Source organism: Sulfitobacter sp. 1A12056, assembly GCF_043558125.1.
Classification (GTDB): domain Bacteria; phylum Pseudomonadota; class Alphaproteobacteria; order Rhodobacterales; family Rhodobacteraceae; genus Sulfitobacter; species Sulfitobacter faviae.
The window spans coordinates 179,078-203,054 of the sequence record NZ_JBIFFY010000002.1 but is presented as its reverse complement, the minus strand read 5'-3'; the positions used below and the strand labels follow the sequence as shown (position 1 = coordinate 203,054).

Annotated in this window: 21 protein-coding genes; 9 read left to right on the top strand and 12 right to left on the bottom strand. The window is 66.1% G+C overall.

Annotated features, from left to right (window positions below; all coding sequences use genetic code 11):
- Positions 1–15: 15 nt before the first annotated feature.
- The 4 genes from ACGYLD_RS05335 to ACGYLD_RS05320 all read right to left on the bottom strand — a co-directional run bounded on the left by ACGYLD_RS05335 (position 16) and on the right by ACGYLD_RS05320 (position 3,900).
- A complete protein-coding gene (locus tag ACGYLD_RS05335) occupies positions 16–930 on the bottom strand; it encodes an esterase-like activity of phytase family protein (RefSeq protein ID WP_394401537.1) in 915 nt (304 codons plus the stop codon).
- Positions 903–1,847 carry a penicillin-insensitive murein endopeptidase gene (gene mepA, locus ACGYLD_RS05330; RefSeq protein WP_394401534.1) on the bottom strand — a complete coding sequence of 315 codons (945 nt, stop codon included), beginning with the start codon at positions 1,845–1,847 and terminating at the stop codon, positions 903–905. Before mepA ends, ACGYLD_RS05335 begins: the two co-directional genes overlap by 28 nt.
- The gene (locus tag ACGYLD_RS05325; protein WP_271692552.1) at positions 1,844–3,217 is read right to left on the bottom strand and encodes an MFS transporter; all 1,374 of its coding nucleotides are present in this window, start codon (positions 3,215–3,217) and stop codon (positions 1,844–1,846) included. The genes mepA and ACGYLD_RS05325 overlap by 4 nt, the downstream gene beginning before the upstream one ends.
- A 104-nt stretch (positions 3,218–3,321) precedes the next feature.
- Positions 3,322–3,900: an acyl-CoA thioesterase gene (locus tag ACGYLD_RS05320; protein ID WP_271692551.1), complete on the bottom strand. Its 579-nt coding sequence runs from the start codon at positions 3,898–3,900 to the stop codon at positions 3,322–3,324.
- A 132-nt stretch (positions 3,901–4,032) separates the two neighbouring features.
- Between ACGYLD_RS05320 and ACGYLD_RS05315 the strand changes: the two genes are divergently transcribed.
- The 5 genes from ACGYLD_RS05315 to ACGYLD_RS05295 all read left to right on the top strand — a co-directional run bounded on the left by ACGYLD_RS05315 (position 4,033) and on the right by ACGYLD_RS05295 (position 8,895).
- Positions 4,033–4,320 carry a YggT family protein gene (locus ACGYLD_RS05315; RefSeq protein WP_067267829.1) on the top strand — a complete coding sequence of 96 codons (288 nt, stop codon included), beginning with the start codon at positions 4,033–4,035 and terminating at the stop codon, positions 4,318–4,320.
- 110 nt (positions 4,321–4,430) lie between these two features.
- Entirely contained in the window at positions 4,431–6,476 is a 2,046-nt protein-coding gene (gene recQ / locus ACGYLD_RS05310) for a DNA helicase RecQ (protein ID WP_271692550.1), read from the top strand.
- Between the two features lie 31 nt (positions 6,477–6,507).
- Positions 6,508–7,287, top strand: coding sequence for a peroxide stress protein YaaA (gene yaaA, locus ACGYLD_RS05305; RefSeq protein WP_271692549.1), 780 nt, complete (start codon positions 6,508–6,510; stop codon positions 7,285–7,287).
- A gap of 91 nt (positions 7,288–7,378) precedes the next feature.
- On the top strand, positions 7,379–8,029 hold the full coding sequence (locus ACGYLD_RS05300) for a DUF1007 family protein (protein WP_271692548.1): 651 nt from the start codon (positions 7,379–7,381) through the stop codon (positions 8,027–8,029).
- Complete coding sequence (locus tag ACGYLD_RS05295; RefSeq protein WP_271692547.1) at positions 8,014–8,895, top strand: nickel/cobalt transporter; 882 nt, start codon at positions 8,014–8,016, stop codon at positions 8,893–8,895. Before ACGYLD_RS05300 ends, ACGYLD_RS05295 begins: the two co-directional genes overlap by 16 nt.
- Here ACGYLD_RS05295 and ACGYLD_RS05290 read toward each other — a convergent pair.
- From ACGYLD_RS05290 to ACGYLD_RS05275, 4 genes are read right to left on the bottom strand one after another with little or no spacing between them, the layout of a single operon-like run.
- A complete protein-coding gene (locus ACGYLD_RS05290) occupies positions 8,892–10,934 on the bottom strand; it encodes a hypothetical protein (protein ID WP_271692546.1) in 2,043 nt (680 codons plus the stop codon). The genes ACGYLD_RS05295 and ACGYLD_RS05290 overlap by 4 nt on opposite strands.
- Positions 10,931–13,699: a DUF4159 domain-containing protein gene (locus ACGYLD_RS05285; protein WP_394401527.1), complete on the bottom strand. Its 2,769-nt coding sequence runs from the start codon at positions 13,697–13,699 to the stop codon at positions 10,931–10,933. Before ACGYLD_RS05285 ends, ACGYLD_RS05290 begins: the two co-directional genes overlap by 4 nt.
- Positions 13,696–14,583: a DUF58 domain-containing protein gene (locus tag ACGYLD_RS05280; protein ID WP_394401524.1), complete on the bottom strand. Its 888-nt coding sequence runs from the start codon at positions 14,581–14,583 to the stop codon at positions 13,696–13,698. The genes ACGYLD_RS05285 and ACGYLD_RS05280 overlap by 4 nt, the downstream gene beginning before the upstream one ends.
- A complete protein-coding gene (locus ACGYLD_RS05275) occupies positions 14,580–15,587 on the bottom strand; it encodes an AAA family ATPase (RefSeq protein WP_394401521.1) in 1,008 nt (335 codons plus the stop codon). Before ACGYLD_RS05275 ends, ACGYLD_RS05280 begins: the two co-directional genes overlap by 4 nt.
- A 70-nt stretch (positions 15,588–15,657) precedes the next feature.
- Between ACGYLD_RS05275 and ACGYLD_RS05270 the strand changes: the two genes are divergently transcribed.
- Together ACGYLD_RS05270 and ACGYLD_RS05265 are read left to right on the top strand one after the other, a co-directional pair.
- A complete protein-coding gene (locus tag ACGYLD_RS05270) occupies positions 15,658–16,233 on the top strand; it encodes a DUF1285 domain-containing protein (RefSeq protein ID WP_271692542.1) in 576 nt (191 codons plus the stop codon).
- Positions 16,234–16,251: 18 nt separating this feature from the next.
- A complete protein-coding gene (locus ACGYLD_RS05265; protein WP_271692541.1) occupies positions 16,252–17,016 on the top strand; it encodes a hydroxypyruvate isomerase family protein in 765 nt (254 codons plus the stop codon).
- Here ACGYLD_RS05265 and ACGYLD_RS05260 read toward each other — a convergent pair.
- The 4 genes from ACGYLD_RS05260 to ACGYLD_RS05245 form a co-directional block, all read right to left on the bottom strand.
- On the bottom strand, positions 17,005–17,622 hold the full coding sequence (locus ACGYLD_RS05260) for a glutathione S-transferase (protein WP_271692540.1): 618 nt from the start codon (positions 17,620–17,622) through the stop codon (positions 17,005–17,007). The two genes, ACGYLD_RS05265 and ACGYLD_RS05260, sit on opposite strands and share 12 nt — an antisense overlap.
- Positions 17,623–17,850: 228 nt before the next feature.
- Positions 17,851–18,057 (bottom strand): YdeI/OmpD-associated family protein, encoded by a 207-nt coding sequence (locus tag ACGYLD_RS05255; protein ID WP_067263012.1) that lies wholly within the window; start codon positions 18,055–18,057, stop codon positions 17,851–17,853.
- A complete protein-coding gene (gene polA, locus ACGYLD_RS05250; RefSeq protein ID WP_271692539.1) occupies positions 18,057–20,855 on the bottom strand; it encodes a DNA polymerase I in 2,799 nt (932 codons plus the stop codon). The genes ACGYLD_RS05255 and polA overlap by 1 nt, the downstream gene beginning before the upstream one ends.
- Before the next feature lie 121 nt (positions 20,856–20,976).
- Entirely contained in the window at positions 20,977–21,156 is a 180-nt protein-coding gene (locus tag ACGYLD_RS05245; RefSeq protein ID WP_271692538.1) for a zinc-finger domain-containing protein, read from the bottom strand.
- Positions 21,157–21,324: 168 nt separating this feature from the next.
- Between ACGYLD_RS05245 and gpmI the strand changes: the two genes are divergently transcribed.
- Together gpmI and ACGYLD_RS05235 are read left to right on the top strand one after the other, a co-directional pair.
- A complete protein-coding gene (gpmI, locus tag ACGYLD_RS05240; protein ID WP_394401515.1) occupies positions 21,325–22,842 on the top strand; it encodes a 2,3-bisphosphoglycerate-independent phosphoglycerate mutase in 1,518 nt (505 codons plus the stop codon).
- Positions 22,839–23,975, top strand: coding sequence for a murein hydrolase activator EnvC (locus ACGYLD_RS05235; protein WP_271692536.1), 1,137 nt, complete (start codon positions 22,839–22,841; stop codon positions 23,973–23,975). The genes gpmI and ACGYLD_RS05235 overlap by 4 nt, the downstream gene beginning before the upstream one ends.
- Positions 23,976–23,977 lie beyond the last annotated feature (2 nt).

Sequence of the window (23,977 nt, the reverse complement as noted above, 5' to 3'; positions counted from 1 at the left end):
CAGACGGAACGGTCTTTAGCCCTCGACACCCGGTTTGGCAAGGATCAGCTCGACCACCTCATTGCGCTGCATGACGAAGAAGTTGTCGTCCGACAGCAGAGTCAGCCGGGTTTGCCCCGCCGCGTCCTGCCAAGTGCTGAGCGCTTCGAGGTTGTCGTATTGACCGGGGCCGGAGGTCAGCAAGGTTACCTCCCCAAGCCCCGGCGCGGTCAAATCAAAGCTGCGGATGCGGTTGCGAAAGCCCAATGGCGTGATCGTCCGCTCCAGCAGATAGAGCGTGCCATCCTCGGCAAAATCCGCGTCCACCGGCAAGAACGGCCCTTGGCGCGGGATCTTCGCGGCGATTGTCCATGCGGTGCCATCAAAGGCATAAAGCGGGATGGGGCCCGATGTGGGGCCGCCGCCTTCGGGGGCTACAAAGAGCCGTCCATCGGGATGAGCGGCCAATGTCTCCATCCCCGCGTTCGGCTCGAACTTGGCAAAGTCGTCATGTCTGGGCAGCGGGGTGGTGACGCCGCTCTCTGGCGACAGGCGGGCGACGTGGTGATCGTGTTCGAACGAGATGTAGAGGTGCCCCCGGCCATCGCGGGCCAGCGCTTCGGCATCGCGCATTTGACCGCGCAGGGCTTTGCCATCGGCCCCTTTGAGCGGGGCGTTTTCCTCAAGCTCAAGGGCCACCAAACGGCCCGCCTCGCGAACCATGCGCGCCTGCACAACGCGGCCCCGGTCCGAGACCGCCGTCAGGCGGGTGCCATCGGCATTGACCTCGACCCCCGAAAAGCCGCCGAACCACGGGGCCGGGTGGCTCCATGTCAGCACGCTGTCGACCTGCACCACCGGCTCTGTCTGCGCGGCGGGTGCCACGCAGGCAATGAGCAGGAAGAACGGGAGGCAGGCGCGGATCAGTTTGCGTTCAAAACGGCGTTGCATTGGGCAGGCAGGTCCGCAAGCAGGATGTCGCGCTTGGGCTTGGGTTTCGTTTTGGGGGCCGTTGGATCGGGCTTTGGTGGGTTCAGGATATTGGCCTGCCACTGCCGCGCATCGGCGCAGCCGTCACCCGGCGGGGGCGGGGCCTGATCCACACAGCCGCGCGCGCCTGTTGGGCAGGCGATGCGGACGTGGAAATGATAGTGATGCCCGTACCAAGGCCGGATTTTGCGCAGATAGCTGCGGTCGCCTTTCTCATCGGCGCACATCTGCACCTTGGCGCCGGGGAAGACGAAGATACGCGCGGTGCGGGGGTCTTGGGCCGCGGCCTTGATCACCTCGTGATGCGCTGGTGTCCAAGAGGAATTCACATAGGCCCCGCTGGAGCGGCGCATGGAGATGGAGGAGATATTCTCGCGTTGCGCCCGGCTGAGGTTCAGCGACTTCGGCGGCAGCATCCAGATATCGGCGTCCAAGCCGATCTGGTGGCTGGCGTGCCCGGTCAGCATCGGCCCCCCGCGCGGCTGGCTCATATCGCCGACATAGATGCCTTCCCAACCCGGCTGCTGCGCGGCCTTGCGGCTGAGTTTCTTGACCATGTCGACCATCTCGGGATGGGCCCAGTTGCGGTTGCGCGACAGGCGCATGGCCTGCCATGTCGGACCCGTCTCGGGCAATTGCTCGGCCCCGGCGAGGCACCCTTTGGAGTAGCTGCCGAAAGCCGCCGGAGATTGCGCGGAGGCAAAGCTCTTGGCCCCGAAAAGCCGCTTGGCCTCGACCGTGCTCAATGCGCCGCCCGAAGAGCCGATGGTCGGCAGGGCGACCTTCTCACCGCTGATGTCGGTCTCGGTCCGGCCGCCCCCGCAAGAGGCAAGCGCAAAGGCCAGCGCCACGGAGGTGAAGGTGCGAAGCAGCGTCATGTGGCGAAATCTCCCTTGGGTTTGACCCAGGCTAACAGGATCAATCCGATGATGAAAAGCCCCACGACGGGGGTGATCCCCAGCCTTTGGCTGCCGGTGAGGTCGCTGGTCAGGGCAATCAGCGCCGGTGCGAGAAAGGAGGTGGCTTTGCCCGAGAGGGCGTAGAGGCCGAAAGCCTCGGTCATTCGCTCGGGGTTTCCCTGCCGGGTCAGCATGTTACGCGATGACGCCTGTAGCGCCCCGCCCGCCGCGCCGATAGAGGCACCGGCGACGTAGAACAGGATATCGGGCAGGGCGGAGCCTTCGGGCAAAGAAACGCCCATGACCGAATTTGGCCCCAGCGAGATGATCAGGCAGGCGGTGGCGATGAGGATGACGCAGCAGGCCACGATCACCGGCATCGGGCCGATGCGCCGGTCGATCCGCCCGCCCAGCACGCAGAACACCGCGCCCGAGATGGCGGCGAGGATGCCGAAGATGCCGATCTCTTGGATCGACCAATCCAGCACCCCAAGCGCATAGACCCCGCCAAAGGTATACATCCCGTTCAGCGCGTCGCGGTAGAACATCGACGAGCCGAGATAGGCCAGCAGAGACGGATGCTTCGGCAGCCCCCGCAGGGTGCGCGCCAAATCCGCGAGACCCGCACCCACGCGATAGCGCACCGCGCCGCGTTTCGGCCTGTCGCGCACATAGAGGAAGAAGGGGATCATAAAGACCGCGTACCAGATGGCCGTCAGCGGCCCGACGATGCGGGTGTCGGCCTTTGTCGCCGGGTCCAGCCCGAAAAGCGGCGTCAGCCCCGCCATGGTGCGCCCATTCGCGCCGCTTTGAAACAGGGCGATCATCGCGATCAGCGCCAGCACCCCGCCCGCATAGCCAAAGGCCCAGCCATCGCCGGAAATGCGTCCCCGCTCATCCGCGTCGGGGTGCAGCTCGGGCAGGTAGGCATTGGTAAAGATCGTCGCGAACTCCATCCCGACCAAGCCGATGCCGAAAAAGAACAGCGCCCAAAGCAGAGAGAAATCTCCCGGCGCGGTCCACCACAGTGCGCCTGCGCCCACCACATACATGGCCGAGAACAGCCAGATCCAAGGCATCCGCCGCCCCGAGGAATCCGCCACAGCGCCCAAGACCGGGGCCAGCACCGCAATCGCGACGCCCGCCAGCGCCAGACCATAGCCCCAGTATGCCTGGGCTTGGGCTTTGGCGGCGCCAAGCTCCATCCCGCCCTCGACCAGCGCATTGGTCGCGGTCTGAGCAAAGTAGGGGCCGAAGATGAAAGTCAGAAGCAGGGTGTTGTAAGGCTGGCTGGCCCAGTCAAAGAAATACCATCCCCAGATGCGCTTGCGCCCGCCTGTCTGTGCCATGTTGCGCCCTTTCGCGGCCTGCCCTTTTTCAAGTTAGAGCAGGGCAGGGCGCAAGGCGCAAGCGTCAGTAAGGGCAGGGGGCGAGGCAGAGGAGGGCGGTCGGCTCAGGCCGAAAGCTGCTCTGCGGTCTCGGGGGCAGGGACCGCGTCCTGCATCGGCGGCCACGGGCGATGCGCATCGGCGCGGATCCACTCCGCTACCCAGCCGGGCACTTCGGGCGAAGGTTGCTGCCGTCCCATCGCTTGCAGGACCTTTTCCGGCGGGATCAGGCCGTTGCGATCCGTGACAGCGGAACGGTAGAGCACATGGCTCGCGCATTCGCCGTTCTTCTTCCACATGGATTGCTCAAGATAGATGAACTTGTCGTCCCAACACAGTGTCCGGCTGCGCATCTCGAACTTCTCGAACATGCGGATGCGGCGGCGGAACCGCGTGCTGGAGCCTGCGATGGTGATGGCCCATTTGTTTTGCCGCAGCAGCGTGATCAGCCCGGCCCGCTGCGCCATGGCGGTGCGGCCCAGATCATAAAGCGACAGTGCCCGCCCGTTGTTCAATTCCATCCAGATATCGAGGTCATGCGGCCAGCAGATGTGGTGGCTGACATGGGTGTCGGTCAGATTGTCCAGCGGCGCCTGCCGCGCGGCGACGATGACGTCTTTGGCCATGCGGATGATCGGGAACATGAGGCTTTCCTTTGTCGTGACGCCGCGGATCTGCGGCGGAAGCGCAGCGCGGTCAAGCATATACGTCGCGGCACTCTTGCCCTTTGAGGGCGGGGCGCTTAATTGTCTTGCGTCAAACCAAGGGGATATTCCATGACGTCGCTGTTCCAGATCCTGATGCTGCTTTTGAACATCGTTTGGTTCATCGTCATCGCCCATGTCATCATGTCTTGGTTGATCAATTTTCAGGTGCTGAACCTGCGCCAGCCGCTGGTGGCGCAGATCTGGGACGGGCTGAACCGCATTCTTGAGCCGGTCTATAGCCGTGTGCGCAATGTGATCCCGCCGATGGGCGGTCTGGACCTCGCCCCCCTGATCGTGCTGATCGCCGTTGCCATGGCGCGGATCGTGCTTACCAACAACGCAGCGGCCTTCTACTGACCCGTGCCCCGGGCCCGCCCGCGCGCCGATGCCGCGGGCATCTGGCCTTGTTCACGCTTTGTTAGTGTGGGAGTCTGCATAAAAAGAGCAGACAATCTTACAGGTTCTCCATGACAGGCGCTGCCACGCTTCTTCGTGATGTTTTCGGTTTCGACGGGTTCCGCCCCGGCCAGCAAGAAATTGTTGAGGCCGTAACCGAGGGCGAGAACGTGCTGGCCATCATGCCCACGGGCGGCGGCAAATCCCTGTGTTTCCAATTGCCTGCCCTGATGCGCGAGGGGGTGACGGTGGTGATCTCGCCGCTGATCGCCCTGATGCGCGATCAGGTCCGCAGCCTGCAAGAAGCAGGCGTCGCGGCAGGCGCGCTCACCTCAGGCAACACGCCCGAAGAGACCGATGCGGTTTGGGAGGCGTTGGAAGCTGGCACGCTCAAACTGCTCTACATGGCTCCGGAACGGCTGGCGGCAGGCTCCGCCATGGGGATGCTGCGGCGCGTTGGCGTCAATCTCATCGCCGTGGACGAGGCGCATTGCGTCAGCCAATGGGGCCATGACTTCCGCCCGGACTACCTGCGCATCGGTGAGCTGCGCCGCACGCTCGACGTACCGCTCGCCGCCTTCACCGCCACGGCGGATGCCGAAACGCAGGTCGAGATTGTCGAGAAGCTCTTTGACGGCACCCCGCCGCGCGCCTTCCTGCGCGGTTTCGACCGGCCCAACATCCATCTTGCCTTTGCCGCCAAGAACAAGCCGCGCGACCAGATCCTCGCCTTCGCCGGGGCGCGGCGCGGCCAATCGGGCATCGTCTATTGCGGCACAAGGGCCAAGACCGAGGGGCTAGCCAAGGCGCTGCGCGATCAGGGGCAGGAGGCGCTGCATTACCATGGCGGCATGGAGGCCGAGGACCGCCGCATCGCCGAGCGACGTTTCCAGCAAGAGGACGGGCTGATCGTCTGCGCCACCGTGGCCTTTGGCATGGGCGTGGACAAGCCCGACATTCGCTGGGTCGCCCATGCCGATCTGCCCAAGTCGATCGAGGCTTACTACCAAGAGATCGGCCGCGCCGGGCGCGATGGTGCCCCGGCCGAGACGTTGACGCTTTTCGGCCCCGACGACATCCGCCTGCGCCGCGCCCAGATCGACGAGGGGCTGGCCCCGCCCGAACGCCGCGCCGCCGATCACGGGCGGCTCAACGCGCTTCTGGGGCTGGCCGAGGCGCTGGAGTGCCGCCGCAAGACGCTGCTGGGCTATTTCGACGAGACCGAGGTGACCTGCGGGCGTTGCGATCTCTGCGATACCCCCGCGGAGGTTTTCGACGGCACCACGGCGGTGCGCAAGGCGCTCTCGGCCATGCTGCGCACCGACGAATGGTTCGGCGCCGGCCATCTCATCGACATCCTCTTGGGCAACGAGACCGAGAAGGTCCGCCAGCGCGGCCACCAATCGCTGCCGACCTACGGCGTCGGCGGCGAATACAGCCGCAACGAATGGCAGGCGGTGTTCCGGCAGATGATGGGCCATGACCTCGTGCGCCCGGATGCCGAGCGCCACGGCGCGCTGCGCATGACCGACGCCGCCCTGCCGATCCTGCGCGGCGAGGCCAGCATCAACCTGCGCCGCGATACGATCAAGGCGGCGGGCGCGAACCGGCGGCCCGCGGTCAAGGCCATGGTCAGCGATGAGGACGCGCCGCTGCTCTCGGCGCTCAAGGCCAAGCGTCGCGCGCTGGCCGAGGCGGCCCGCGTGCCCGCCTATATCATCTTCACCGACCGGACATTGATCGAGATGGCCGAGGCGCGGCCGCAAGACCTCGACGCCATGGCGCGGATCGGCGGCGTGGGGGCCAAGAAGCTGGAAAATTACGGTGCGGCCTTCCTCGAAGTCATCAACGGCGAGGCGCAGCCGATGCATAAGGCGCGGCGCAAGCTGGCGGGGCGCGAGGCGGGCAATGTCTATGACCAGCTGTTGCAGGTGCAGGCCGATCTGGCGCGCGGCGAACAGGGGACCGAAAAGCCGCTGAGCTGTTCTGCCGCGATGCTTGCGAAAGTGGCCCAACTGCGCAGCGCCGACCCTTCGGCCATTGAACGATTGCTCGGCGATAAACGCGCTGAACGCTTTGGTCCGGCCTTTCTGGACGTTCTGCGCGACCCGGGCTAGATCACCCCGAAACGTCCCCAAGGAGACTGCCATGCTCGTCGTTATTTCCCCCGCCAAACGCCTTGATTGGGCCGAGCGCAATGTCGCCGTCACCCAGCCTGATTTTCAGGAAGACGCCGTGCGGCTGGCGACGACTGCGCGCAATCTCAGCTTGGGCGATCTCAAAAGCCTGATGGGGCTGAGCGACGATCTCGCGCGGCTCAACCGCGACCGCTTTCAGGCGTTCGAGGCTGAGCCCTCAGCCGAGGTCACCCGCCCCGCCGCGCTGGCCTTCGCCGGCGACACCTATCAGGGGCTGGAGGCCACGAGCCTTGATGCCGATGAGATGACCTATGCCCAAGATCACCTGCGCATCCTGTCGGGCCTTTACGGCGTGCTGCGCCCGCTCGATGCGATCCAAGCCTACCGGCTAGAGATGGGCAGCAAGCTGAAAACCCGCCGGGGCGGCAACCTTTATGACTATTGGCGCGACAGCCTGTCAAAGGCGTTGAACGCACAGGCCGAGGCGACCGGCAGCGATGTTCTGGTGAACTGCGCCAGTCAGGAATACTTTGGCGCGGTGGACCTCAAGGCGCTGAAACTGCGGGTGATCACCCCGCAGTTCATGGAAGATAAGGGCGATGGCAAGGGGCCGAAGATCGTCAGCTTCTTCGCCAAGAAGGCGCGGGGTGCCATGGCCCGCTACATCGTGCAGCACCGGGTGAACGACCCGGAAGGCTTGCAGGATTTCGACAGCGGCGGCTATGCCTATCAGCCCGATGCCTCGACGCCCGAGCGTCCGGTCTTTGTCCGGCCCTACCCGTCGAACTGACCCACAGGCGGGGCGGCGATGCGCGCCTTCCCGCCGTGCGCCGCCCGCCGGGCGATTGCCGCGCTTGGCGAAGGGGCGTAGACCTAGCGCCATGAAATACCCGCTCGTCACCGCCGCTCTCCTCGCCTGCGCCACACCGCTTGGCGCGCATCCGCATATCTTCGTCGATACCGGGTTCGAAGTGATCGTCGATGCCGAGGGGCGGTTGACCCATCTGCGGATCACATGGGCCTATGACGAATTCTACTCTCTCTTGGTGACCGAGGATCGCGGCCTCGACCCCGATTACGATGGCGTGCTGACGCAGGCGGAAGTCGCCTCTCTCAACGGATTCGACATGCAGTGGATCGAAGGGTTCAACGGCGATACGGTCTTGCTGGAGGGGGGCGAAGAGGTCGCGCTCTCGGGTCCGCAAGACGTGGAAACCCGCTTTGCCGAAGGCCGCATCATCACCAGCCATCTGCGCGCGGTCGAAGGCCTGGCTCCCTCGGCGGATGGGCTGATCATCAAACCCTATGATCCGACCTATTACACCGCCTATGAAGTGACCCAGAAAGTGACCATCCAAGGCAGCGATGCCTGCCGCGCGCGGGTCAAGATGCCGGATATGAATGCCGATCTGCGCGCCCTTCAGCAGGACTTGAGCACGCTGGACGCGAATACCGATCCAAGCGATGTCGGCTTGCCGGAGATCGGCGAAGCCTTGGCCAATGAAGTGGTGATCACATGCGACGCATCATAGCGCTGGCGGCATTGGCGACCCTTTTGGCGCTGGCGGCGCTGTGGTGGTCGGGCGGGTTCAACGCCCTTGCCCATTGGGCCGCGGGACAGCAGCGCGGATTTCAAAACAGCATCGCCAGCGGGCTGCGCGCCACGCGGGGCGGCGATACGGCGGCGTTCTGGACGGTGCTCTTGGCGTCTTTTGCCTATGGCGTCGTCCATGCGGCGGGGCCGGGGCACGGCAAGATCGTGATCGGCGGCTACGGGTTGGCGCGGGCGGTGCCAGTGCTGCGGCTGTCGCTGATCGCGCTCGCGGCGTCCTTGGGCCAAGCGGTGACCGCCGTGGTTCTGGTCTATGCGGGTATCCTCCTCTTGGGTCTCGGGCGGGAGGCGCTGGTCGGCGTGACCGAAGGCATCATGGCCCCGGCAAGCTATGGCGCGATTGCTCTCATCGGGCTTTGGTTGATCTGGCGCGGGTTGCGCCATGCGCGACAGGACAGATCGGCGCATTCCGGTGAAGTATGCAGCCATTGCGGCCATGCCCATGGGCCCAGTCTGGCGCAGGTTCAGCGCGCGGGCAGACTGCGCGACGCGCTGCTTTTGATCGGTGGGATCGCCATCCGGCCCTGCACTGGCGCGCTTTTCGTGCTGGTGATCACTTGGCATATGGGGATCGGCGGGGTCGGCATCTTGGGGGCCTTTGCCATGGCGCTCGGCACCGGCTTGATCACCATCGCCACCGGCTTGGCCGCAACGGGGCTGCGCGCCGGGGTCTTGGGCGGCCTCGCCGGATCGCCGAGGCTGGCCCAAGCCGGAGCGGTGGCCGAGTTGACGGCGGGCTTGGTCGTGGTGACGCTGGCGGGCGGTTTGCTGCTGCGGGCGCTTTAGCGGCGGCCCTCGCGCAGCCATGCGGCAATGATGAAGAGCGCCGAAAGCAAGAGCACCAGCCACCCCGGCAGCAGCGGCGTTTGTCGCACATCGCGCGTCTCGTAAGCGCCGCGCGGGGTCAGCCCCAGCCAGCCGCGCCCGGCGGCAGGGCGGCCAAGGCGCACGTCGCGCAGACGGGGGAGCCCATCCTCCACCCGTGCCACCCCACCGCGCAGGCTGTCGATCGCCGGGCGCAGGGCCGCATCGCTGGCGATGGTCTCCACAAACTCGCGCGGGGCGGCGGGGCCGAGGCCGATGACGGTGACCTCTTCGCCGTTCTCCAGCCGGTAGAGGCCGATCTCTTCGCCGGTATATTCCGCTTCGAACCGGCCCGGCCCGGCGGGGGTGAGGGGCAGTTCAGTCGTGCTGCCATCGGGGGCGGTGATCGTGACGGGGGGCACGGTCTCGTCCAAGGTGCGGCGGGTGATGCGCATGGTCCGGCCTTGGGCAGAGGCCATCAGCGCCTCTTCCTCAAGCTCGGGTTCCTTCATCATCCAATGGGCCAGACGGCGCAGCAATTCCAACTGCGGGCCGCCGCCCTCATAGCCGCGGTTCCACAGCCAAGCGTGGTCAGAGGCGAGCAGCGCCACGCGCCCCTCATCCACGCGGTCCAGCACTAGAAGCGGGCGGTCGTCCGCGCCGGTCATCACCACGTCGCCGCTTTCAGCGTTCACGTCGATCTGACGCAGCCAGCGGCCCCAGTCGCCCTTGCCGGGCAGGTCTGAGGTGACGGGATGGCGCTGGCCGATGTCGGTGACGACCGGGGGGAATGCTTCCTCCACCACCCGCGCGGTGGGGGTGGCGGGCAGCACCGTGCCGAGCGGCGACCGGTAGAGGCTGTCGGCACTGGCAAAATCCGGCCCGGCGGCGACCAGCACCGCACCGCCCTTGCGCACATATTGCGCCACGTTGTCGAGGTAGAGCGCAGGCAGAATGCCGCGCCGTTGGTAGCGGTCAAAGATGATGAGATCGAAGTCGTCGATCTTTTCCATGAACAACTCGCGCGTCGGGAAGGCGATGAGCGACAGCTCGTTCACCGGCACCCCATCCTGTTTGTCGGGCGGGCGCAGAATGGTGAAATGCACCAGATCGACCGCGCTGTCGGACTTCAGCAGGTTGCGCCACGTGCGCCCGCCGGGATGCGGCTCGCCTGAGACCAAGAGCACGCTGAGCCGGTCGCGCACGCCGTTCATATGGATCAGCGCGGCATTGTTGCGGTCGGTCAACTCCCCCTCGGCTTCGGGCAGGGAAAAGCGGATCACGTTGCGCCCGCCGTGGGGCAGGGCCACGGGCAGTTCAAGGTCTTGGCCAATCGGCACGTTGAAACTCTGCGGTTCTTCCCCGTCGACAGAGATATCAAGCTGGGTCAGCCCGCCGCCCTCGGGCGCGGCCCCCAGATCGTCGATGCGCAGCGTCAGGGTCACCGGCTCTCCGATGATGGCAAAGGCCGGAGCGTTGCGCACAGTCAGGCGGCGGTCCCAATCCTCGGCCCGACCGGTTTGCAGCAGATGTAGCGGCGCGGGCAGGTCGAGCGGTAGATCGGCGTCATGCACCCGGCCATCGCTGAGCGCCAGAATGCCCGCGATCCGCGCGCGTGGCTCTTCGGCCAGCGCATCGGCCAGCGTGGTCATCAGCCGGGTGCCTGCATCCTCGGCCCCATCGGGCACGGTGATCCGGCGCAGCTCGGTATTGGGGCGGGCGGCGATGCGGGTAGAGAGCGCCTCTGCCGCCGCGTCGGTCTGCGCGGCACGGTCGGAGAGCCGCTGGCTGGCGCTTTCGTCTTCCAAAAGCAGCACGATGTCCGACAGCGGCGCGCGGTCTTCGGTCTGGTAGGATGGCCCGGCGAGCGCGGCCAGAACCACTGCCGCCGCCAAGCCCCGCAGGGCCCAGCCCGACAGGCCGCGCCACAGCGCCAGCAGAAGGCCGAGCGCGGCCAGCACCGCAAGGCCGATCAGCAGCGGCAGGGGGATCAGCGGGTCGAAAAGCACGGTTCCGGTCATTGGCCCAACCTATCCAGCAGCGCAGGCACATGGACCTGATCGGATTTGTAGTTGCCGGTCAGCACATGCATGACAAGGTTCACGCCAAAGCGGTAGGCCAGTTCGCGCTGCCGCTCTCCGGCAAAGCCGCGCCCGATGGGCAAGAGCGGCGCGCCATCGCGGCGCACAGCCCAAGCCGCAGCCCAGTCGTTGCCCCCGATCACCACCGGCGTCACCCCGTCATTGAGGTTGCGAAAGGGCATCCCCTCGATCCGTTCGGCATCGGGCGGCGCAGCCTCGACCCAGACATCGCGGCTGCTGTAGCGACCGGGGTAGTCTTGCAACAGATAGAAAGTGCGCGTCAGCACATGGTCGCCCGGCAGCGGCTCCAGCGGCGGAATGTCGAGCGGTGCGGCCAGTTCCTGCAACTTGCGCCCATTCGGGCTGGCGGCACCGTAGCTAGCGATATCCGCGTCCCGCGTATCGAACAGGATCAGCCCGCCCGAGCGGAGGTAGTCGTTCAGCTTGCCATAAGCCTCGGACGAGGGCTGCGGTTGGTCGGGGGTTACTGGCCAATAGAGGATCGGAAAGAAGGCCAGTTCGTCCTGCTCAAGATCAACGCCGGTGGGCAGGTCAGGCTCTACGGTCGTGCGGAAATAAAGCGTGTCCGACAGGCCGATCAACCCGGCGCGGGCGATCTCGTCAACGTCGCTGTTGCCGGTCAGCACATGGGCCAAAGTCACCTCAGAGGCCGAGCGTATTGCAAAGCTTTCGGGGTCATTCTCCTGCGCGTCGCCCATCTGCGGGGCGATGGCCAGCCCCAAGGCCAGCGCCAAGCTGCCAGTGGAGCGGCGCAGCAGCAGCCCCGAAAGGGCGAGGGAGGCCAGCACATCGGCCACGAGCAAAAGAATGGCGAGGCTCAGAAGCGCCCCGGCGAGTGGCTGTTCCGGCGGCAGGGCAAGGCCCCGCAGCGGCACATCGGCGGGCCATGTGGCGGGGGTGAGGGCGGTCTCGCCGGTCAGCACATTGCGCGCAAGACGCCGGTCTTCGGCGCCGTAGATGCCGGGCGGAAGGGCGGGGCCTGCGGGGGCCGAGATCAGGTCAGGCCCCGCAACGCCGGGCAGGTTGCCCGCATCCGACAGGCTGCCGAAACCGTCCATCACCCACAGCGGGGTCCATGTGGTGCCCTCAAGGCTCTCGGCCTCGGGGGCGCTGGCACCGGATGACACGGCCAGCCGTTCCATCATCTGCACGAAAAGACCCGAAAGCGGCAGGGTGGACCATTCCGCCGTGGCGGTGACGTGGAACAGCACGATCTGCCCCTGACCCACGGCTTTGCGTGTGACCAGCGGGGTGCCATCGCTGAGCGCGGCGATCACCCGGTCGGCCAACGTCGGGTCGGGTTGGGCCACGACTTGGGCCGAAACGGTCACGTCATCGGGCACCGTCAGCCCGAAGAATGGCGACCCATTGCGGAAAGGGGCCAGCGCCTTGGGCTCCCCCCAAGACATCGCGCCGCCGACACTGCGGCCCCCGGCGCGCAGGCGCACGGGCATCAGCGGGTCTTCGTCGATGCGGCTGACATCGCTCGCCGCCACGCGCGGCCCGGCGAAACGGATGAGCATGCCGCCCGCGTCGATCCACTCTTGCATCGGCTCGGCCTCGGCGGGGGCGAGGGTGGCCACATCCGCCAGCACGATCACATCGGGGTTCGCGGGCAGCACCTCGGTCAGGGTGCCGTCGATCAGATCAGCACTCGGGGCCAGCGCCTGTTCGATGTAATGCAGCGGTGAGAGCAGTTGCAGCCCCTCCTGCGCCCCGCGCCCCCGGATCAGCGCGACTTCGCGGCGGCGCAGCCCGTCATCGACCAAGCTGCGCGCCCCGGCGGAGCGTTGGCCCGCGATGTCGAAAGAGGTGAGCCGCGCGCGCATTTCGGCGGGCAGCGAAAGGGAGGTGGTGGCCTCGGTCGCGCCTGCCTCTAACGTCGCATTGGCGGTGGCGAGCACGCGGGCGTTGCCCGCCGGATCGCGGCCATGGGCCTGCACCATCGCCGCGCGTTCCGGTCCGGGCGCGGCGCGGCGCAGGGTCAGGTCGATCGCGCCATCTTGATAGACTGCGGGCGCGATGCCGATGACATTGCCCGCGGATTGGTGCACCTCGACCGCGCCTTTGGATTGCAGCGCGGCAAGCAGATCATCGCGGCCCGGATAGTCCAACCCGTCGCTGAACCACAGGGTGTCGAAGGCGGGCAGGGCCGCCATGATCTCGGTCGCGCGGGTCAGCTCTGCCGGGGCCGGTTGCCACGGTGCGGGGGTGAACCCGGCCAGACGGCTGCGCCACGCATCGGCGGATTGGAAGGTCGGCACCTGCGGGTCGGTGAGGCTGAGGATGCCCACCGTCCGCTCGGCCCGCCCGGCGCGGGTGAGTTGCGCGTCAACGGCGGCCATCTGCCGGTCCCAGCCGCTGGCCCCGGCCCATGAGCCGTCGAGCATAATCAGCAAGGGGCCGCTGCCCTCTTCCGCCTCGGCCTGCGGGTTCAGCACCGGCCCGGCAAGGCCAATGATGATCGCGGCCACGGCCAGCATCCGCAGCAAAAGCAGCCACCACGGGGTGCGGTCGCTGGTGCTGTCGTCATCCGCCAACCCCAAGAGCAGCGCCACACCGGGAAAACGGCGGCGAACAGGCGCAGGCGGTACGGCCCGCAGGATTAGCCAAAGGATCGGCAGCGCCAGCAGGGCCAGCAGCAGCCAAGGCGCGGTGAAACCGATGCCGCCGAAAACGCTCATGCCGCACTCCCCTGCCGCGCGTCCAAAGCGCCATAGAGCCAGAGCAGCGCCGACTGCGCCGTGGCGTTGGTGTGGTGCAGCCCATAGCGCCAGCCGGTTCGAGCACAGAGTTGCTGCAAGGCCTCTTTACGCGCCGCCAGCCGGTAGAGGTAGCGGTCACGTAGGTCATTCGCTTTGAGCGTCTCATGCCGCAGACTGCCACCGACGCTTTCGAAAATGGTTCGGCCCGCGAAGGGGAAAGCCTCCTCCGCCGGGTCCAGCAGGTGATAGAGCACGCCGCGCACGCCACGGTCGGCGGCCTTGGTCAGCGCGGTCTGTACCGGGTCGAGATCGCCCATGAAGTCCGAGATGAAGACCGCCCGCGCATGGGGGATCATGCCGCGATGTTCTGGCGGGGCGTAGTCTTGGCCATCGTCTTGGCAGAGCAATTCGGCCAGTCGCAGCACCTGCGGATTGCCGCGCCGTGGGGGCAGGGCGGTGCCAGTCAGGCCCACACGCTCCCCCCCGCGCAACAGCAGGATCGCCAGCGCAAGGCCCAAAAGGCGGGCGCGGTCGGCCTTGTCAGGCAGCGCCTTGTCCGAGGCAAAGCGCATCGAGGCCCCCTGATCGACCCAGAGCATGACGGACTGCGCAATCTGCCACTCGCGTTCGCGCACGAACTCCTGATCGCCACGGGCCGAGCGGCGGTGGTCGACCATGCGGCGGCTGTCGCCGATCTGTGCCGGGCGGTATTGCCAGAAATCATCCCCCGTCCCCGCGCGGCGGCGGCCATGGGCGCCGGGCAGAACGGCACCGGCCAGATGCTCGGCCCGCGCCAGCAGGGCGGGCAGCCGGGCCGCTTCGCCCTCGGCGCTGGCTCTGAGGGACAGGGGGCTATGGGTCACGCGGCGGCCTTTTTCCCGATCAATTGACCGGCGGTGGCGTCGATCAGGCTTTGCAGGCTTTCGCCCCTTGCGCGCGCGGCAAAGTTCAGCGCCATCCGGTGGCTCAGCACCGGGCGGGCCATGGCGAGCACATCTTCGGCGGAGGGGGCCAACCGCCCTTCCAGCAGCGCACGGGCGCGCACGGTCAGCATCAGCGCCTGCGCGGCACGGGGGCCGGGGCCCCAAGCGACGCTGTCGCGCACGGGTTGGGTGGCCTCAGGCTCATGGGGGCGGAAGGCGCGGACAAGATCGAGGATCAGTTCCACCACGCTGTCGCCCACCGGCATCCGCCGCAGCAGGGTCTGGGCAGAGAGCAGATCTTCGGTGGTGAAGACCGGGCGCACCGTGCCCTCTTCGACACCGGTGGTGGCCAGCAGAATGTCCCGCTCTGTCGCGCGGTCGGGGTAGGCCACGTCGATCTGTACGAGGAAACGGTCAAGCTGCGCTTCGGGCAGGGGGTAGGTGCCTTCCTGTTCGATCGGGTTTTGCGTGGCCAGCACATGGAAGGGCTTGCCAAGCGCGCGGTCCTGCCCCGCGACGGTCACGGTCTTCTCTTGCATCGCCTGCAACAAGGCGGATTGCGTGCGCGGGCTGGCGCGGTTGATCTCATCGGCCATCAGAAGTTGGCAAAAGATCGGCCCTTCGATAAAGCGGAAGGCGCGGCTGCCGTCGGGCGCGGTGTCGAGCACTTCGGAACCCAAGATGTCAGCGGGCATCAGATCGGGGGTGAATTGCACGCGGTTGCCGTGCAGGCCCATGACCGTGCTCAATGTCTCAACCAGCCGCGTCTTGCCCAAGCCCGGCAGGCCGATCAGCAGGCCGTGCCCACCACAAAGCAGCGCTGTCAACGCAAGGTCGACGACCTGCTCTTGCCCGACGAAACGCCCGGTGATCGACTGTTTCGCCGCGGCGAGCTTTTCGGTCAGCGCTTCGATTTGCGCGATCAGATCATCCGCTTCGGCCATGACATTTCTTTCCCCGGAGTTATATCTTTCAGGTGTAAGTGTATCGCGACCAAAGGGAATGGCAAAACCAATGAGCGGACAAAATACCGTGACACCCACGGCAGACAGTTTGATCGAAGCCGCCAAGGCCGCAAAAGCGCGCGGAACCCCGCCGCTTGAGAAGTGGAACCCGGAATTTTGCGGCGATCTGGACATGCAGATCAAACGCGACGGGACGTGGTTCTATCAAGGCACACCCATTGGCCGGATCGAAATGGTCAAATTGTTCGCATCGATTCTCTGGCGCGAGGGGGATGATTATTTCCTCAAAACCCCGGTGGAGAAGGTCGGCATCACCGTCGAAGATGCACCATTCGTCGCCGTGGACTTCGAGGCCGAGGGCGCAGGCGAGGCGCAGCAGTTGCGGTTTTTGACCAATCTGGGCGATGTGGCCGAGGCGGGCGCGGCCCATCCGATCCGCGTGGTCCGCGATGAAGAGACGGGCGAACCTGCACCCTATGTGCTGGTGCGCCGCAATCTGGAGGCGCTGATCGACCGCAAGAGCTTTTATCGCTTGGTCGATCTGGGCCAGCACCGCGATGGCTGGTTTGGTGTCTGGTCGGGTGGGGAATTCTTTGGCATCATCCCTTCGGAAGACCTGCCGTAAGCTCACCGAAAGACCCGAATGCCGATCACCCCCGCCGCCAATCTGTCGCTGCTTTGGTCCGAACTGCCCTATCTGGACCGGTTCGACGCGGCGGCAGAGGCGGGGTTTGGCGCGGTTGAGGTCTTGTTCCCCTATGACATGCCCGCGAAAGAGACGCAGCGCGCCTTGCTGCGCAATGGCTTAACGCTCGCCCTGATTAACGCGCCGCCGCCGAATTACACGGGCGGTCCGCCCGGTTTCGCCGCCCTGCCGGGAGGCGAGGCGCGTTTCGCCCATGATATGCGCCGGGTCTGGCGCTATGTTGTGGCGCTGCGGCCCAAAATGGTGCATGTCATGGCCGGGGAGGGCGAAGGGCCAGCGGCGGCAAAGGCCCTTGTGGCGAACCTGCGCCATGCCGCGGCAGAGGCGCCGCCAGGGGTCACCTTGATGATCGAACCGCTCTGCCCGCAGGCCAAGCCGGGCTATTTCCTGAACGACTACGCGCAGGCGGCGGAGCTGCTGGCGGCGGTAGATGCGCCGAATGTGGCGCTGCAATTCGACAGTTTTCACGCGCAGATGATCCATGGCGATGCCGTGGCGGTTTTCGAGGAATATCGCCCCCTGATCCGCCATGTGCAGCTAGGTGACACGCCAAAGCGCGGCGCGCCGGGCAGCGGTGATATCGATTTCGACGGGCTTTTTGCCACGCTGCGGGCGGGCTATGACGGTTTCGTCAGCGGGGAGTATATTCCGGGCGGCCCGACGGAGCAGTCCTTGGGGTGGGTGTCCGCCTTAGGGGAATGACACCGGCGTATCTCCGGGCTGCCACTGGGGGTATTTGTTCATCACGCTTTCGAACCGGGGCGAGGCGAGGAAGCGGTCGAGCCAGCCGCGAAGGGCGGGCCAGTCCTGCGCGTCGAACCAAGCGCGGTCGATGAAGGCGAACTGCCGCACGAAGGGCAGGATCGCGTAATCCGCCAGCGTGGGGCGGTCAAAGATCCAGTCCCCCAGTTGCGCGTCGAGGTCATGGAGGAAGGTTGCCGCCTTGGCGCGTTGCTCTTCGGGGTCCGCCTCGGGGTAGCGGGTGGCGTATTTGGTGCGGTCCAGCGCGTCTTTGAACGGGCCGTCGGCGCAGGTGATCCAGTCGTGGCCTTCGGACGGCATGTCGCGCCAGCCGTCGGGATCGTTCTGGACCAGCGCCCATTTCATGATGTCGAGGCTTTCGTCGATGGGGCCGGTTTCGGTGACGAGGCAGGGCACGGTGGCGGTGGGCGAGGCGTCAAGGAAGGCTTGCGGTTTGTCGCGCAGGACGACTTCGCGCAGGTGGACGGGGGTTTGCGCGGCCGCGAGGGCGAGACGCGCGCGCATGGCGTAGGGGCAGCGGCGGAAGGAGTAGAGGATCGGGGTCATGCTGCATGATCTAGCGCATGGGGGACGCGTGTACAAAGGGCCATCGCCTGAGAATGGGGCCGGCCCGGAATCAAGCCGCAGGCGCCGGGCCATCGCCCGCCCGCCCCACCGGGTAGGCGATTTGGTGGGGCCGGGCGTAACCTTGAGGCCGCACATCATGGCTGAGAGATAAAGTGGCAGGAACTGAGCTTGGATCGCCAACCCGCGGGCAGGCGATGGCCCTCCACCCTACTGAAACGGCGTCGGCGGCAGCCCCTTGCCGGCAAAGCGCGCCACGTCATCCACCCGCTTTGACCGCGCCGTCGTGGTCCGTGCCGCGTCGATCCACGCCAGTGCATCGGCGCGCAGCGCGTCGCTGTAGCTGTCCCAACCGGCCTGCGCGCCGGTCTCTTCCAGCGCTTGGGCGAGGTCTGCGGGAAGGGCCGCGTCTTCCATCAATGCGCCTCCGCCCAATTGGCACCCACACCGGCGTCGACGATCAGCTTCACGTCAAGCTTCACCACCGGATCATTGGCATTCTCCATCACCTCACGCGCGGCGGCGATCAGCGCATCTTCGGCACCCTTTTCGACCTCGAACAGCAGTTCATCGTGCACCTGCAACAGCATGGTCGCGGGCAGATCGGCGATCGCCTCGGGCATCCGCACCATGGCGCGGCGGATCACGTCGGCGGCGGTGCCTTGGATCGGCGCGTTGATCGCGGCCCGGGCGGCGAAGCCCGCCTGCGGTCCCTTGGCGCCGATGTTGGGCGTGTTGATTTTGCGGCCAAAGAGCGTCTGCACATAGCCGCGCTCTTTCGCAAAGGCCTTGGTCTCGTCCATGTAGGTCCGGATGCCGGGGAAACGCTCGAAATAGCGGTCGATGAAACCCTGCGCCTCGGCCCGCGGGATGCGCAGGTTGCGCGCAAGGCCGAAGCCCGAGATGCCGTAGATCACGCCGAAGTTGATCGCCTTGGCGTTGCGGCGAATCTCAGGTGTCATCTGATCCATCGGCACGTCGAACATCTCGGACGCGGTCATGGCGTGGATGTCGTCGCCGCGGTGAAACGCCTCCTTCAGCGCGTCGATCTGGGCGATATGCGCCAGAATCCGCAGCTCGATCTGGCTGTAATCCAGCGCCACCAGCACCTTGCCCTCGGGGGCGACGAAAGCCTCGCGGATGCGGCGGCCTTCCTCGGAACGGATCGGGATGTTCTGCAAGTTCGGATCGGTCGAGGCGAGCCGCCCCGTCGCCGCCCCGGCGATGGAATAGCAGGTGTGCACGCGGCCCGTCTCGGCGTTCACATGGTCTTGCAGCGCATCGGTATAGGTCGATTTCAGCTTGGACAGCTGCCGCCAGTCCAGCACCCGGCGGGCGAGGTCATGTTCGGTCGCCAAATCCTCCAGCACATCCGCGCCGGTGGAGTATTTCCCGGTCTTGCCCTTTTTGCCGCCCGGCAGCCCCATTTTGCCAAAGAGGATTTCACCAAGCTGGGCGGGGGAGCCGACGTTGAAACTCTCGCCCGCCAACTCGTGAATATCCGCCTCCAGCCCGGCCATTTTCTGGGCAAAGGCGTTGGACATGCGGCTGAGCGTATCGCGATCGACCTCGATGCCCGCCCGCTCCATCTGCGCCAAGACCGGCACCAGCGGGCGCTCTAGCGTTTCGTAGACCTTGGTGACCTCGGCGCGGTGCAGTTGTGGCTTGAAAAGCTGCCACAGGCGCAGGGTGACATCGGCATCTTCGGCGGCATAGGGGACGGCATCGGCCAGCGGCACCTTGTCGAAGGTCACGGCGGATTTGCCGCTGCCCAAGAGTGGCTTGATCGGCATCGGTGTGTGACCGAGGTAGCGTTCCGACAGCGTGTCCATCCCATGCCCGTGCAGGCCCGCGTGCATCGCGTAGGACATCAGCATGGTGTCGTCGATGGGCGCGACCGCGATGCCCAGTTGGGCGAAAATCTTGCTGTCGTATTTCATGTTCTGCCCGATCTTGAGGATCGCGGGATCCTCCAGCATCGGGGTCAGCAGTTGCAGCGCCTCTTCGACCGGCATCTGACCGGGGGCTAGCCCCTCTCCGCCGAAGAGGTCGTCGTCGCGGCTGGCTTTGTGGGTCAGCGGGATGTAGCAGGCCTGCCCGGGCTCTACGGCCAGCGAAACGCCGACCAGTTCCGCGGTCATCTCATTGAGGCCGGTGGTCTCGGTGTCCACCGCGACATAGCCCCGCTCGTAAATCCGATTGAGCCAGACACGCAGCGCTTCGGCGTCGCTGACCTGTTCATACTGGCTGTGGTCAAAGGCCACCTCGGCCACCTGCGGCGCATCGGCCACGGCGGGGGCGGGCGCTTCGGGGATGACGGGGGCCTCGCGGCCCAGCACCTCGGCCACGCGTTTCGACAGGGTGCGGAACTCCATCTCGGACAGGAAACCCAGCAGGCGGTCCGCATCGGGGTCGCGCACTTCGAGATCGTCGATGGTGAAGTCGAGCGGCGTGTTCTCGTCCAGCAGGACGAGGTTGCGGCTCAGGCGGATTTGCTCGGCATGGTCGATCAGGGTCTGGCGGCGCTTGGGCTGTTTGATCTCGCCCGCCCGTTCAAGCAGCGCATCCAGATCGCCGTATTCATTGATCAAAAGCGCTGCCGTCTTAATCCCGATGCCGGGCGCGCCGGGCACGTTGTCGACCGAATCGCCCGCCAGCGCTTGCACGTCGACCACGCGTTCGGGATAGACGCCGAACTTCTCGAACACCCCATCGCGGTCGATGGTCTTGTTCTTCATCGCGTCGAGCATTTCCACCCCGTCGCCCACAAGCTGCATCAGGTCCTTGTCGGAGCTGATGATGGTGCAACGCCCCCCGGCGGCGCGGGCCTGCACGGCGAGGGTCGCGATGATGTCATCGGCCTCATAGCCCTCAAGCTCTTTGCAGGCGATGTTGAAGGCTTCGGTCGCCGTGCGGGTCAGCGGGATCTGCGGGCGCAGGTCTTCGGGCATCGCGTCGCGGTTGGCCTTGTACTGGTCGTACATGTCATTGCGGAAGGTGTGGCTGCCCTTGTCGAAGATCACGGCGACATGGGTAGGCGCGTTGGGGCCGGTGTTGCCCTCGACATAGCGGTGCAGCATGTTGCAGAAGCCCGCCACGGCGCCAATCGGCAAGCCATCGGATTTGCGCGTCAGCGGCGGCAGGGCGTGATAGGCGCGAAAGATGAAGGCAGAGCCGTCGATCAGATGCAGGTGGTGGCCTTTGCCGAATGTCATAGGAATGCTCCGCTGGGTTGGCGACCCTTTTGCCACGAAGCATGGCCCACGGCCAGACGCCAATGCGCCGCGCGGGCAGGTTCGTGCCGTCGGTTCAGTTGTTCAGGGGGGGCGGAAAGGCTCAGACTTTGCCTTCGAAATCCGCATGGACGAATTTGCAGTCGCAATAGCTGCATTCGACCCAGCCGCGATCCTGGGGGATTTGCAGCCAGACGCGCGGGTGGCCAAGCGCGCCTTCGCTGCCGTCGCAGGCCACGCGCCAAGTGTTCACGATGCGGGTTTCGGGCGCTTGCAGGGTCATGGAGTTGGTCCTCGGCTCAGGCGAAAGTTGCCACTCGTTATGACCAAAGCAGCCGCGCGGGGCAAGGGCTCTGCGCGGGAATGGGGGGCTTGTGCACAAAGTGGTTCAAGTGCCAGCCCACAAGGGGTAAAAGGCGCTGAACAGCCACCAAGCCGGAGCAACAGTCTGATGAGCGCCCCCAAACCTGTCGTATTGTGCATCCTTGACGGTTGGGGCCTCAGCGAGGTGCCTGAGGGCAACGCGCCCCTGCTGGCCAAGACGCCGAATTTCGACCGGATCATGCAAGCAGGACCAAAGGCGCAGTTGATCACCCATGGCCCCGACGTGGGCCTGCCGCGCGGGCAGATGGGCAATTCCGAGGTCGGGCACACCAATATTGGCGCGGGCCGGGTGGTGGCGATGGATCTGGGGCAGATCGATCTCGCCATCGAAGAGGGCAGCTTTGCCGAGAATGAGCGCCTGCAAGATTTCATCGCCAAGCTCAAGGAAACCGGCGGCACCGCGCATCTGATGGGCGTCGTCTCGGACGGGGGGGTGCATGGGCATCTCAGCCATATGATCGCCGCCGCCCGCGCGCTGGACGCGGCAGGGCTGCCGGTGGTGATCCACGCGGTGACAGATGGGCGCGACGTGGCGCCGTCCTCTGCCCTTGGCTATTTCGAGACGCTAGAGGCGGCGCTGCCCGAGGCCGTGAAGATCGTCACCGTGACGGGGCGCTATTTCGCGATGGACCGCGACAACCGTTGGGACCGGGTCGGCAAGGCTTCGGCGGCGATCCTGCATGGCGAAGGGGAGGGGTTTCCCGATCCCCGCGCGGCGGTTCAGGCGGCCTATGGGCGGGGCGAGACGGATGAATTCATCACCGCCAGCGTGATCGAGGGCTACGCGGGGGCGGCTTCTGGCGACGGGTTCTTCTGCCTCAACTTCCGCGCCGACCGCGCGCGGGAAATCATGGCGGCTTTGGGCGATCCGGGCTTTGACGCCTATGACACCGGCGCGCGCCCCGATTGGGCGGCGCTGATGGGCATGGCGGAATATTCCAAGGACCACGCCGCCTATATGACCACGATGTACCCCAAGCCGGACATCAAGAACACGCTGGGCGATTGGGTGGCGCAGCATGGGCTGCGGCAGTTCCGGCTGGCCGAGACCGAGAAATATCCCCATGTGACCTTCTTCCTCAACGGCGGGGTTGAGACCCCGGCCACGGGGGAGGACCGCAACATGCCCAAATCGCCCAATGTGGCGACCTATGACATGCAGCCCGAGATGTCCTCCGCCGAGGTGACGGATCAATTCGTGCAGGCGATCGAGGCGGGTTATGACCTGATCGTGGTGAACTACGCCAATCCCGATATGGTCGGCCATACCGGCGATCTGGAGGCGGCGATTGCGGCTTGTGAGGCGGTGGATGCGGGGCTTGGCCGGGTGCTCAAGGCGCTGGAGGCCGCAGGCGGCGCGATGATCGTCACCGCAGATCACGGCAATTGCGAGATGATGATCGACCCCGAGACCGGCGGCGCGCATACGGCCCATACGCTGAACCCCGTGCCGGTGGTGGCGGTGGGCGCGCCCGAAGGGGCGGCGCTGCGCGACGGGCGGCTGGCCGATCTGGCGCCGACGGTGCTTGATTTGATGGGGCTGCCGCAGCCCGAAGAAATGACCGGGAAAAGCCTGCTTTCATGAAACATCTTGCCGCGGCTGCCCTTTTTGCCTGTCTGCCCTTGATGGCACAGGCGCAGGCCGATGAGGCCGCCGCGGAGGCACGCGCAGCCGCGACCGCCTTGGAGGCGGCATCGGCGCGGCTGGACCAAGCCGATGGCGCGCGCGACCGGGTGAAGGCGCTGACCGAGACGATTCAGGCGTTTGAGGCGGGGCTGGCGGCGATGCGGGCAGGGCTGCGGCAGGCGGCGATCAATGAGGCGCAGCTGAGCCGCAAGCTTCAGGCGCGCGAGGGCGAGGTGGCGCAGTTCTTGGGCGTCTTGCAAAGCATCGGCGGCGATCCCTCGCCCGTGGTGCTTCTGCACCCCGATGGCCCGATGGGCACCGCCCGCGCGGGCATGTTGCTGGCTGAATTGACGCCTGCGCTGAACGCTCGCGCCGATGCGCTGCGGCAGGACTATGAGGACATCAAGACCCTGCGCGCGCTCCAAACCGATGCGGCGCAGCGCCTGCAAGACGGGCTGACCGAGCTTCAGGCCGCGCGCACCGCGCTCAATCAGGCCATGGCCAACCGCACCGATCTGCCGATGCGCTTTACCGAAGACCCGGTGCGCACCGCGATCCTCATCGCCTCGACCGAGACGCTGGACGGCTTTGCCAGCGGCCTGTCCGAGATCACCACCGGCGCGGTTGAGCCTGCGCCGGTGAACCTTGACGGGCAGGTGGGCGATCTGCCCTTGCCCGCACAGGGGCTGGTGATCCGCAAGGCTGGCGAGACGGATTCGGCGGGCGTAACGCGACCGGGCATGATCCTTGCCACGCGCCCGCGCGCCATCGTGACCAGCCCCTCGGCGGCCACGATCCGCTATGTCGGGCCGCTGCTTGATCTGGGCAATGTCGTGATCCTTGAGCCGCAGGTCGACACGCTTTTCGTGCTGGCGGGGCTGGATGTGGTTTACGGCCAAGCCGGGCAGGTGATTGCCGGTGGCACCCCCATCGGGTTGATGGGCGGGCCGGAAAGCGGCACAACTTCTCAGATGTCACCAAATGGTGAAGCCACTGGCACTGACCGGACGGAAACGCTCTATATAGAAGTCAGGCAAGACAACACACCTCAGGATCCGGCAGACTGGTTCCGCACCGACAAGGATGGATAGCA

Excerpts from the sequence above, each read along its gene's own strand:
- ACGYLD_RS05335 (WP_394401537.1), bottom strand. The coding sequence starts at position 930 with ATGCAACGCCGTTTTGAACGCAAACTGATCCGCGCCTGCCTCCCGTTC.
- mepA (WP_394401534.1), bottom strand. The coding sequence starts at position 1,847 with ATGACGCTGCTTCGCACCTTCACCTCCGTGGCGCTGGCCTTTGCGCTT.
- ACGYLD_RS05325 (WP_271692552.1), bottom strand. The coding sequence starts at position 3,217 with ATGGCACAGACAGGCGGGCGCAAGCGCATCTGGGGATGGTATTTCTTT.
- ACGYLD_RS05320 (WP_271692551.1), bottom strand. The coding sequence starts at position 3,900 with ATGTTCCCGATCATCCGCATGGCCAAAGACGTCATCGTCGCCGCGCGG.
- ACGYLD_RS05315 (WP_067267829.1), top strand. The coding sequence starts at position 4,033 with ATGACGTCGCTGTTCCAGATCCTGATGCTGCTTTTGAACATCGTTTGG.
- recQ (WP_271692550.1), top strand. The coding sequence starts at position 4,431 with ATGACAGGCGCTGCCACGCTTCTTCGTGATGTTTTCGGTTTCGACGGG.
- yaaA (WP_271692549.1), top strand. The coding sequence starts at position 6,508 with ATGCTCGTCGTTATTTCCCCCGCCAAACGCCTTGATTGGGCCGAGCGC.
- ACGYLD_RS05300 (WP_271692548.1), top strand. The coding sequence starts at position 7,379 with ATGAAATACCCGCTCGTCACCGCCGCTCTCCTCGCCTGCGCCACACCG.
- ACGYLD_RS05295 (WP_271692547.1), top strand. The coding sequence starts at position 8,014 with ATGCGACGCATCATAGCGCTGGCGGCATTGGCGACCCTTTTGGCGCTG.
- ACGYLD_RS05290 (WP_271692546.1), bottom strand. The coding sequence starts at position 10,934 with ATGACCGGAACCGTGCTTTTCGACCCGCTGATCCCCCTGCCGCTGCTG.
- ACGYLD_RS05285 (WP_394401527.1), bottom strand. The coding sequence starts at position 13,699 with ATGAGCGTTTTCGGCGGCATCGGTTTCACCGCGCCTTGGCTGCTGCTG.
- ACGYLD_RS05275 (WP_394401521.1), bottom strand. The coding sequence starts at position 15,587 with ATGGCCGAAGCGGATGATCTGATCGCGCAAATCGAAGCGCTGACCGAA.
- ACGYLD_RS05270 (WP_271692542.1), top strand. The coding sequence starts at position 15,658 with ATGAGCGGACAAAATACCGTGACACCCACGGCAGACAGTTTGATCGAA.
- ACGYLD_RS05265 (WP_271692541.1), top strand. The coding sequence starts at position 16,252 with ATGCCGATCACCCCCGCCGCCAATCTGTCGCTGCTTTGGTCCGAACTG.
- ACGYLD_RS05260 (WP_271692540.1), bottom strand. The coding sequence starts at position 17,622 with ATGACCCCGATCCTCTACTCCTTCCGCCGCTGCCCCTACGCCATGCGC.
- ACGYLD_RS05255 (WP_067263012.1), bottom strand. The coding sequence starts at position 18,057 with ATGGAAGACGCGGCCCTTCCCGCAGACCTCGCCCAAGCGCTGGAAGAG.
- polA (WP_271692539.1), bottom strand. The coding sequence starts at position 20,855 with ATGACATTCGGCAAAGGCCACCACCTGCATCTGATCGACGGCTCTGCC.
- ACGYLD_RS05245 (WP_271692538.1), bottom strand. The coding sequence starts at position 21,156 with ATGACCCTGCAAGCGCCCGAAACCCGCATCGTGAACACTTGGCGCGTG.
- gpmI (WP_394401515.1), top strand. The coding sequence starts at position 21,325 with ATGAGCGCCCCCAAACCTGTCGTATTGTGCATCCTTGACGGTTGGGGC.
- ACGYLD_RS05235 (WP_271692536.1), top strand. The coding sequence starts at position 22,839 with ATGAAACATCTTGCCGCGGCTGCCCTTTTTGCCTGTCTGCCCTTGATG.